We start from the raw sequence: 10,221 nt of genomic DNA, 5'->3' as shown, positions 1-10,221 counted from the left end.
GCATCTACAGGTAGTGGTCATGGACAAGAAAAATTCAGGGAAGCGTCTCGAAAAGACGGCGTTGGCCAAATGCCTGACGGCGGTGGCGATGATGGCGGTACTGAGCGCCTGCGGCGTCACCGACCGGGTCGGCAAACGTGTCGACGACACCTGGGCGGGCGACATGCTGTTCGACGACCAGGAGAAGGTCATCCTCACCTCCGACGGCGGCAACCAGCTCAATCCCGACGCGTCCGGCCAACCGCTTTCGGTGGTGCTGCGCGTGTACCAGCTGACCTCACTGGAGCGCTTTGCGTCGGTCGACGCCGACACACTGTGGGACGACCCGCAAAAAGCCCTCGGCAATACCCTGATCGAGAACCGCGAAATCACCCTGCTGCCGGGCATGGGCCAGGTCGACAAGTGGCCGCTGAACAAGGCCACCGGCTATGTCGGCGTCGCCGCGTTTTTCCGCACCGACGAGAACAGCCGCTGGAAGGTCGCGTTTGACGCCAACTCCCTGCGCAAGGACGGCATCTGGTTCTCCTCCGACGGCCTGCGGGTGCTGGTGGACAACAACAAGGTGTCCGCCGTCAGTGGTGTCGACGTCCTGGACAAACCCAAGACCCAGGAGCAACTGGCCAAAGCCGCCGCCCTGCCCGACCAGCCGGCCGAGCCGACGCTGACCGAACGTGTGCAGGACGTCGTGGTGCAGAAGGCCCAGGACCAGGCCAGTGCCTCTGCGCAAAAAGCCGTGGACTCGAAATTGAATTCATTTTTGGAAGGCGCTCAATGAGTAAGCAAAGCCGGGTGATGTGGTCCGAAGGCATGTTCCTTTTGCCCCAGCATTTCCAGTATCAGGATGAGTTCCACCAGCATCAGCTGGCGCAGGCGACCCTGCGCAACACACCCTTTCACTGGGGCGTGCAGTTGCTGGAAGTGGACGAGGAAGCCCTCGCCACCGGCTCCCTGCAGCTCAAGCGGTTGAAACTGGTGTTTCCCGACGGCAGCCTGTTCGACGCGCCGCAGCACGATCCGCTGCCGGCCGCCCGCGACCTGAAGGACCTGCTCAAGGGTAACGACCTGAAGGTCTACGCCGCGCTGAAACTGCCGGAGCCCTTCGGCCTGAACTACGTCGAAGACGGCCAGGAGCAGAAGACCGGGCGGCGCTACCGCAAGCAGTTCGACACCTTGCCGGACCTCAACGAAGGCGACCTGGAAAACGAAATCACCAGCCTGCGCCTGAACGTGGTGATGCTGATCGACGGCGACAACCTCGATGGCTACACCTGGTGCCCGATCGCCCGGTTGTCACGCAACAACATCGGCGGCTTCAACCTCGACGGGCATTTCGTGCACCCGACGTTGCACCTGGGCACCCATGACACCCTGATCGGCCTGGGCAAGCGTTTGCTCGGCGCCCTGCAATCCAAGAGCAAGGCGCTGTCGGGTCGGCGTCGCGAGCGCGCGGACCAGATCGCTGAGTTTGGCTCGAGCGACGTGACCCTGTTCTGGCTGTTGAACACGGTGAACCGTGCCCACCCGGCCCTGGCGCACCTGCTCGCGCACCCGCGCCTGCACCCCGAGCGCCTGTATCTGTTTTTGGCTGAACTCGCCGGCGGCTTGCTGACGTTCTCGCTGGACACCCAGCTCAACGACATTCCCGAGTACGACCACCACGACCCGGCGGCCTCGCTGGTCAGGCTCGACGAGATGATTCGCGTGCTGCTCGACAACGTGGTGCCGAACCAGTGTGTGGTGATCAACCTGACCCAGACCAAACCCTCCTACTGGCAAGGGCAGCTGCACGATCCACGGCTGGCGGAGGCGGATTTCTACATTTCCGTGCACGCCGACATGCCGGGCGCGAGCCTGCTGGAACTGGTGCCACGGGCGTTCAAGGTCGGCTCGCCGGAAGACATCGAAGTGGTGGTCAACAGCGCCATGCCGGGCGTCACCCTCAACCATTCGACCCGCCTGCCCAATGCGATTCCGGTGCGACTGGACAATCACTACTTTTCCATCGAGCCCCATGGCCGGGTGTATGAGCGAATGATGAGTGCCCAGGCCATCTCTTTCTATGCGCCCAGCGCGTTCACCAACCTCAAGCTTGAACTGATGGCGGTACTCAAATGACCGAAGCCGTAATGCAAGGCGCCGTTGCGGCCGCCCGTGAAAAACCGACGCTCAAGGACCTGGTGCAGGACTTCATCAGCATGGCGCTGATCGTGCGCAAGGGTCGCCAGGTGACGTCGGTCAGCGCCTTCGAGGCGAGCGTCGACAGCTTCTTCAAGGCGCTGGAGCTCGATGCCCGTGGCGCCAACTACAGCGTGGAACAGGTCAAGGACACCCAGTACGCCCTGTGTGCGTTCCTCGATGAAAGCGTGTTGCGCTCCGGGGACAACGAACTGCGGCGGCACTTTGAACTGCAACCCTTGCAGTTCCGCTATTTCGGCGTGCACCTGGCCGGTGAAGGCTTCTTCGAAAAGATCGATGCGCTGCGTGGTGACGTGAAACAGAACCTCGATGTGCTCGAGGTCTACCACCTGTGCCTGGCCCTGGGTTTCGAAGGCAAGTTCAGCCTCGGGCAAAAGGACCAGCTGCGCTACCTGGCCAATACCCTGGGCCAGGACATCGCCCGTTTTCGCAAGACCCCCAAGGCCCTCTCGCCTGACTGGGCGTTGCCCGACCAGGTTTCGCAGATGCTGCGCCATGAAGTTCCCCTGTGGCTCTACCTGGCGCTGATTGCGCTGGTCTGCGCGGGTGTCTACCTGACGCTGGACTGGCTGCTGGGCAAAGACGTAGCCGCGTTGTCCGAACAAATCAGCCAGCTGTTCAGTGCCTGAGCACAGGTCAGGTAACCGAGTCAGGAAGACATGAAGACATTATTGCGTTCGTTGAAAAGTTTTTGGTTCCTCGTCCCCGTCCTGTGGCTGGCGAGCCTGGCGGTTTGCTGGTTCGTGGCCCCGCACGTGAGTTGGCTGCGCGGTTATGCGCTGGAGGCGATGGCACTGATCAGCGCCTTCTACCTGCTGATCATTGTGCTGCGTCAGTACAAGCGCATCCGCGCCGAGCACAACCTTGAGAACCTGGTGCAGATCGAAGTCGATCGTTCGCTCAAATCCTCGGGTGAGTTCCGCGACCAGCACGTGCTGCGCGAACGCCTCAAGCACGCCATCGCGATGTTGCGCACCGATCGCTCGGCCGGTGGCGGCGGCTCGTCGGCGCTTTACGATCTGCCGTGGTACCTGGTCATCGGCATGTCCGCGGCCGGCAAGACTTCGTTGCTGACCCGCTCGGGCCTGTCCGCGAGCATTGCCAGCAGCGCCAACGACACCGAAAGCGGCACCCAGCATTGCGATTGGTATTTCAGCCCCGAAGCCGTGATGATCGACACGGCTGGCCGTTACCTGCGCGACGACCCGTCGGCCAGTGAGTTCGCCGCCTTCCTGCGGCTGCTGAAAAAGCAGCGCAGCAAGGCCGCGGTCAACGGCCTGGTGCTGGTGGTGAGCCTGCCTGAACTGCTGGCGTGCACCACGGCCGAGCGCAACGAACTCGCCGCACAACTGGTGTCGCGCATCGAGGAATACAACGATTGCCTGGACGCCAATCCACCGATCTACCTGATGCTGAGCAAGACCGATCAACTGCCCGGCTTCAGCCAGGCCTTTGAAGGCCTGGATTTGAACGAACGGCAGCAACCGCTGGGCATGACCTTCGGTTTGTCCGAGATCCGCAACCAGGGCCTGCGCCCGGTGCTGGATGCGAAGCTGGCCAACCTCCACGGTCATATACGTCGCCACGTCGACGCCCAGATGATTGCCCTGGGTGCCGATGCCGACAGCGCACTGCTGAACTTCCCGAACTATTTCGCCGAGCTGTCGGGGGTGCTGGAGCAGTTCCTCCAGCACTTCGCTGAAACCCGTCGCAGCGGTGCGCCACTGTTGCTGCGCGGGCTGTATTTCACCAGCGCCCTGCAGACCGACCAGCAGCTGAGCCAGGTGTATGAAGACGACCTGGCCGAGTCGTTCGCCTTGCAGCCAGCCCCCGAGCAACAGCAGCACAGCAGCGGCAAGACCCTCAGCGACCGCAGCTACTTCATCACTGACACGTTCCGTCGGGTAATCTTCCCCGATCGCGACCTGACCCTCTATCAGTCGCGCCTGGGCAAGAACAACTCCGCCAGCCCTGCCCTGCTGGGCCTGGCGGTATTGGCCGGGGTTGCGTTCATTGGCTGGCAAGCCCTGTCGTACCAGAACAACCGTCAGTGGCTGGCTGCATTGCGCGAGCAACTGACCGAACTGCAACAGTCCCCTGACCGCGCCGGGTTGCTCGCCTCGGGCCAGGGCCTGGAGCTGCTGCGCGAGCAACTCACAGCCATCGAAAAGCACCGTGCCAACGGCGTGCCGCTGCAGTTGAGCGCCGGTCTCTATCGTGGTGACGACATCTACCTCGTTGCGCAGACCGCTTACTTGCAGCAACTGCGCACCCAGGCGCTGGAACCCGTCACCTTACAACTGCAATTGCAGATGCGTGCCTTCAATGAGTTCGCCCGGACCATGGATGCGCAAAACAGCTTTGCGCCCGCGCCAAACAAGGCCGACTCAACCAAAGCCCGCGCGGGCCAGAAACTGCCGACCCGCTTGAACAACCTGCCGCGCAGTAGCGCTGATGTCGCCAGTCGCCTGACCGGTGCCGCCAAAGGTGCCGCGAACAAGGCACGGGGCGAAGCGCTGACGGCACTGCGCAACCCTGCCACCGCGAGCGATGCCGCGGATCTGTCGGCTACCACCGGCGGGCTGTCGTTGTCCGAAGAAATGCTCGGCCGTCTGGATGAGCGCCAAGTCGCCTCCATCATCGAGTCCTATAACGCGCTGAAGCTCTACCTGATGCTCACGCAACCGGGCACCCACCCGGACCCGGAATTCGTCGGCGCTGCATTGCCGGTGGCCTGGGCCAATACCGCCAGTGCCGACCATCCTGTCAGCATTGAGGTGATTGAGGACAACTCGCCGGTCTACGTGCAGTTGCTCAAGAATGGCCAGGCACCCGCCTTGTCGCGTAACGAGCAGCTCATCAGCGAAACCCGCAACAGCCTGAAGTCCTTCATGATTTCCAGCTCGCTGGTGGACCGCGAATACCTGCGCCTGCAACTGGAATCCAGCCGCCAGTTCCCGGCCATCGGCCTGAGCGACCTGGTGCCGCTGCCTGGCCGTCAGTTGCTGTATGGCAGCGAAGCGGTCCCGGCGATCTTCACCCGCCAGGGCTGGGAACAGTTCGTCAAGCCTGAGCTGATCAAGCTGGTGTCGGGCAACCTGCAAAACGAAACGGACTGGGTGCTCGATGGCGAAGGCGGCGACAGCATCGTGCAGAAAGCCAACTTCATCCGCGAGTTCATGACGCGCTACAAGCGCGACTACACCCAGGCCTGGTACGGCTTTGTCGACAGCGTTGGCGTGCGTCACTTCACCGACATGGCCAATGCCACCCAGCAACTGTCGCTGCTCAGCGACGTGCAGAACTCGCCGGTGAAAACCCTCCTGGTGGCGGTCAACGACAACACCCAATGGGACGTCCCTGCCCCCCGCGAAACCCTGCCAGCAGGCAGCAAGCCCGATGACGGGTTCTGGAGCAGCGTCAGCGGGATCTTCGATGGCAAGAACACGGCACCAGGTGCGCTGGTATCGCCTCTGCCGGCGGTCGACGACGGCAGCCTGGCAAAGCGCTTCGAACCGGTATCGCGGGTGTTCGCCGTGCAAAACGCCGAGGGCGCCGACAGCACGATCATGGACCGCTACCTCGCGGCCCTGCGCAAACTCAAGGTGCGGATGAACAACATCCAGCGCTCCCAGGACGTTGGCAAGAGCAGCAAGCAGCTGATCAGTGAAACCCTCGAAGGCCAGCCGAGCGAAGTGACCAGCGTGCGCAACTACGTCGAGACCACCGTCGACACCAGCCAGGGCAGCCTGTCCGATTCGCTGCAGGGCCTGTTCAGCCTGCCGATCCAGTTTGCCTGGGAAACCCTGCGCGACCCGGCCGGCCAACAGATTGCCAAAGCCTGGGCGCAGCAGATCGCCAAGCCCTGGGAGCAGGTCATGGCGCACCGTTATCCGATCGCGCCAGGTAGCCGCAATGAAGCCTCGGTCAAGGATCTGCAGCGTTTCGTCGACCCGGAATCCGGGCTGCTGCCGAACTTCAAGCGCAACGAGATCGGCAATCTGTCCGGTGGCGAAGGCCTGGGGATGAGCAGCAACAGCAAGGCAGCGCCGTTGGTCAACCCGAACATGGTCAACAGCATCGACAAGGCCAGTTCGTTGGGCCAGGTGATCGCCAGCCTGTCGGACCGCGAGAACGGCTTCGAGATCATGCTCGAACCTTCCGCCAACCTGACCGACATCATCTTCACCCTCGACGGCCAGGAGCAGCACTACCGAAACGGCAGGACCAGTTGGAGCCGTTTCTCGTGGCCGGGCACCACTAACACGCCGGGCGCACGCCTGGATGTGGTGACCCTGAGCGGCGAGCGCATCACGGTGTTCGACTACCCGGGCCGTTGGGGCCTGCTGCGCATGAACGACAGCGCCCGGGTCAGCGACCTGGACGGTATCCAGCAACGCTTCAGCTGGAACACCGGCAGTGGCCCGGTCAGCCTCGCCGTGCGCAACTACGGCGGCGTCAAGCTGACCGACCTGGCCAACGTCAAGGCGCTGAGCGCGCTCAATGGCGCAGAGGCTCGCCCGCTGTGAGCCGCCAGAACCTGAACCCGGGAAGCGGCCAATGATCGGCTGCTTCGGCAAGGTCCCCGCGAGCCCGGACTTCGTCAGCCTGCAAGGTGCGGGCGACGACGTCTGCGAGTTCGACGGCTGGCTGCAAGGCGCACTGGCCGCCCTGCAGCATCGCGAAGACTGGCGCGAGCTGTTCGACGCCTTGCCGCTGTGCTTTTTCAGCTACCGCGCACGCAGCGGCAACTGGTTGCTGGGCGGACTGATCAGCTCCCGGGATTCGAGTGGGCGACGCTATCCGTTTTTCATTTTCCAGACCCTCAAGGCCAGCGAAGCCGAGCCGCTGGTCAATCCGTTCACCCTGGGCGAATTGTTCAGCGGGCAGATCAGGCCGCTGCTGCACATGGCCGTCCAGGGCGAAAGCACTTCGGCGCTGTTCGAGCGCATCAAGGCCCTGCGCCCGCTGCAAGGCCAGGACTTCGAGTTGTTCCGGCGCGTGCATGACAAGTTCCTGGTGAACTTCAACCTGCGCGATATCAGTACCGCGCTGGAAGGCGCCTACCCGGAGTTCGTCACCAACGCCGTGCTGACCCGGCTGCTGGCCCTGAAAAAGCACCTCGACCAGGCAACGCCGATCGGCATCGCACTGCCCTTGCCGGCGGAAAGGGGCTTGAAAAACCCCACCGCCGATCTGTGGGTCACCTGGCTGACGCACATGACCCCGGAGCGCGCCGTGCCGCAAATCAGCCTCTTGGCGGACGATTTCATGCGCCCCCGACTGATCTGTTTTGCCTCACGCAGTACCTGCGATGCCTATCGCCTGCTGACCGGTATCGGTGAGCGCTCGCAGAGCTATGACGTGCTGGCGTCTTTCGATGCCTTTGACGAGCACCACCGCCAACACACATTTGCCGAAATCGACCGCCCGTTGGGTGACGTTATCGACCGTTTTGTCGATGCCCTGGATTCGAAGCCCGTATGAACAAGATCAAGTATTACTTCTTGCGCTATCAACCCTACTTCCTGGGGGTGTGCTTTTTCCTCACGATCTTCGTGGTGTGGGGCATCGGGCGTGCGTTCGACTTCAGTTCACTCAACAGCCTGCTGACCGGCATCGGCGTGTTCCTGCTGCTGTCCGCCGGTTATGTGCTGCTGCTCTATCGGGGCGTGTCCCGACATCACAACCTCGAAGGGCTGCTGCGCGAGGATGCCGACCAGGCCGTGTTGAACGCGAGCCCGGCGGATCGTGAGGAAGTCAGCCTGTTGCGCGAGCGGTTGTTGCAGAGCATCGAGCGCTTGCACAGCAACAAGCCACGGGGCAGCAACCCCAAGGATGCGCTGTATGCCCTGCCCTGGTACCTGGTGGTCGGCCAGCCGGCGGCAGGCAAGAGCACCATGCTTTACCAGTCGGGCCTCAATTTCCCTTACGCCGAGCGCGAAGGTGTGCGAGTCGCAGGCCTGGGTGGCACGCGCAATTGCGACTGGTTCTTCAGCTCCGAGGCCGTCCTGCTGGACACCGCCGGGCGCTACATGAACAACCAGGAAGAGGCCGGCAAATGGCGCGCGTTCCTGCAGCTGCTGCGCCAGCACCGTCAGCGCCGGCCACTCAACGGCCTGATCGTCACCGTCAGCATCCACGACATCCTGCAGACCTCGCTGGAAGATCAGGAACGCATCGCCAAGCGCCTGCGCGAACGCATCCAGGAAACCCATGCCCTGCTGGAAGTGCGCCTGCCGGTCTACCTGGTGTTCACCAAGTGCGATCTGGTGCCGGGTTTCACCCCCTTCTATCGCCAACTGGACGAAACCGCCCGCGGCGAAGTGATGGGCAAGACCTTCTCCCACAAAGGTTACGAGCAAGCCGACTGGGGCCAGCGCTTCGGCGCGGCGATGGATGAACTGGTCAGCTATTGGCAACAGGTGGCGAGCCAGCAGCTGGTCACGCAGGATATCCAGATCACCCGGCAGGATTCGGCGGTGTATCGCTTCCCGCTGGAACTGGCGGCCCTCAAACCAAGGCTTCAATTGTTCGTCGACGCCCTGTTGCGCGCCAACCCTTATCAGAATGCGGAACTGCTGCGCGGTTTCTATTTCACCAGTGCCCTCGATGCCGACCAGCCGGAATCGGGCCGGCACGCGCGGCAGGTGACCGAACGCTTCTCGCTGGAAGGTGAGCGGGAGGCCGCCAACGGCAACGCGCAACCGCGCCCGCTGTTCATCAACAGCCTGTTCCGCAAAGTCATCATTCCAGACCAGCACCTGGTGGCGCTGTACACCACCAACCACCGCGAACGTCGGCGCAAAGCGACCTGGATCGGCGCTGCCGCACTGGTCGCGGTGCTGCTGTGCAGCCTGTTGGGCTGGTCGTATGTGAACAACCGGAACACCTTGCACAGCCTCTCGGCAGAACTGACCCGGGCGACCGCCGATGACCGCTCCGCCACCGGGCAATACACCGCCTGGCAAACCCTCGATCGCCTGCGTTTCTGGACCGCGCATTACTACGCCCAGCACCACGACGAAGGTGTGCCACTGCGCATGCGCCTGGGGCTTTATCAAGGCCACAAGGTAGAACCACTGGTGCGCAGCCGCTACTTCGACCGGCTGGAAAGCGTAATGCTCAAGCCCACGGCCGACAACCTGACCCGCTCGTTGTACTTGCTGACCACCCTCAAGGTCTATCAGCGCAATGCCAAGGAATTGATGCCGGTGACCGGCGTGGACAGCGTCGAACCCAAGGCGCTGCCCAATGACAACCGGGCGCAATCCATTGCGCAGTTCGGCAAGGCGACACTGGACACCTACGTCATGCTCTCGCGTGCCCAGCGTGAAAAGGCCGACCCTGCATTCCTGAAAGCGAAGATCCCGGACTACTGGTACCCGGCGATTGCCCGCCAGGTCGGCAACGCCGGTGTCGCCGCCGCGGACTATGAGTTCGCCAGCCGCCAGATCAACTTCTACAGCGACCAGATTCACGAGCCCGACGTGCCGCGAATCCTCGACAACGCGTTCCTGGTCTCCAGCTCGCGCAACTACATCAACAGCCTGCTGACCCAGTCGCTGCGCTCGATCGAAACCATCACGCTGGAGTCGGACACCTTGTTCGCCTTTGGCCGAGCCGACTTCCAGAGCCTGAAGAATGAAGGTCAAGGCCAGCTCAGTGCGATCGCCGGCAAGCTGCTGAGCACCCCCAATGTCGGGAAAATCATCATCGCCGGGCACGCCGATCAACTCGGCGATCCCCAGGGCAACCTGCAGGTTTCCAGGCAGCGGGCGCAAACCATCAAGACCTATCTGGTGGGCAAAGGCGTACCGGGCGAACTGGTCGAGGCCGTCGGCGAAGGCAGCACCCGGCCCCTGGTCAAGTGCGACATGCAACAGCCAAGGGCCCAGCTGATCCGCTGCCTGGAGCCTAACCGACGGGTAGAAATCGAGGTGCGGGCGCTCAACTGAAACGCCGCACTCAATGAAGAAATACCGCTGCCCGGGTCGAAACCGGGTTGGCGCAACAAGCCTCTGT

General features: G+C 62.8%; 6 protein-coding genes. All 6 read left to right on the top strand.

All coding sequences use genetic code 11. The features are described from left to right. Positions 1–19 precede the first annotated feature (19 nt). The 6 genes from tssJ to tssM are packed head-to-tail and all read left to right on the top strand — an operon-like array spanning position 20 to position 10,154. Positions 20–775 (top strand): type VI secretion system lipoprotein TssJ, encoded by a 756-nt coding sequence (gene tssJ, locus ACM6I6_RS13090; protein WP_274077530.1) that lies wholly within the window; start codon positions 20–22, stop codon positions 773–775. Continuing rightward, positions 772–2,115 carry a type VI secretion system baseplate subunit TssK gene (gene tssK, locus ACM6I6_RS13085; RefSeq protein WP_166620566.1) on the top strand — a complete coding sequence of 448 codons (1,344 nt, stop codon included), beginning with the start codon at positions 772–774 and terminating at the stop codon, positions 2,113–2,115. The genes tssJ and tssK overlap by 4 nt, the downstream gene beginning before the upstream one ends. Further along, on the top strand, positions 2,112–2,825 hold the full coding sequence (gene icmH / locus ACM6I6_RS13080) for a type IVB secretion system protein IcmH/DotU (protein WP_323628529.1): 714 nt from the start codon (positions 2,112–2,114) through the stop codon (positions 2,823–2,825). Before tssK ends, icmH begins: the two co-directional genes overlap by 4 nt. 30 nt (positions 2,826–2,855) lie before the next feature. Continuing rightward, positions 2,856–6,725, top strand: a complete 3,870-nt coding sequence (locus tag ACM6I6_RS13075; protein ID WP_414920004.1) for a type VI secretion protein IcmF/TssM N-terminal domain-containing protein — start codon at positions 2,856–2,858, stop codon at positions 6,723–6,725. A 31-nt stretch (positions 6,726–6,756) separates the two neighbouring features. Then, positions 6,757–7,683, top strand: a complete 927-nt coding sequence (tagF, locus tag ACM6I6_RS13070; RefSeq protein ID WP_323608968.1) for a type VI secretion system-associated protein TagF — start codon at positions 6,757–6,759, stop codon at positions 7,681–7,683. Then, positions 7,680–10,154, top strand: a complete 2,475-nt coding sequence (tssM, locus tag ACM6I6_RS13065) for a type VI secretion system membrane subunit TssM (RefSeq protein ID WP_414920003.1) — start codon at positions 7,680–7,682, stop codon at positions 10,152–10,154. The genes tagF and tssM overlap by 4 nt, the downstream gene beginning before the upstream one ends. Positions 10,155–10,221: the final 67 nt, after the last annotated feature.

It is taken from the genome of Pseudomonas sp. IT-P218 (genome assembly GCF_949767605.1).
Taxonomy (GTDB): domain Bacteria; phylum Pseudomonadota; class Gammaproteobacteria; order Pseudomonadales; family Pseudomonadaceae; genus Aquipseudomonas; species Aquipseudomonas putida_AE.
This window is presented reverse-complemented; position numbering and strand designations above follow the sequence as displayed.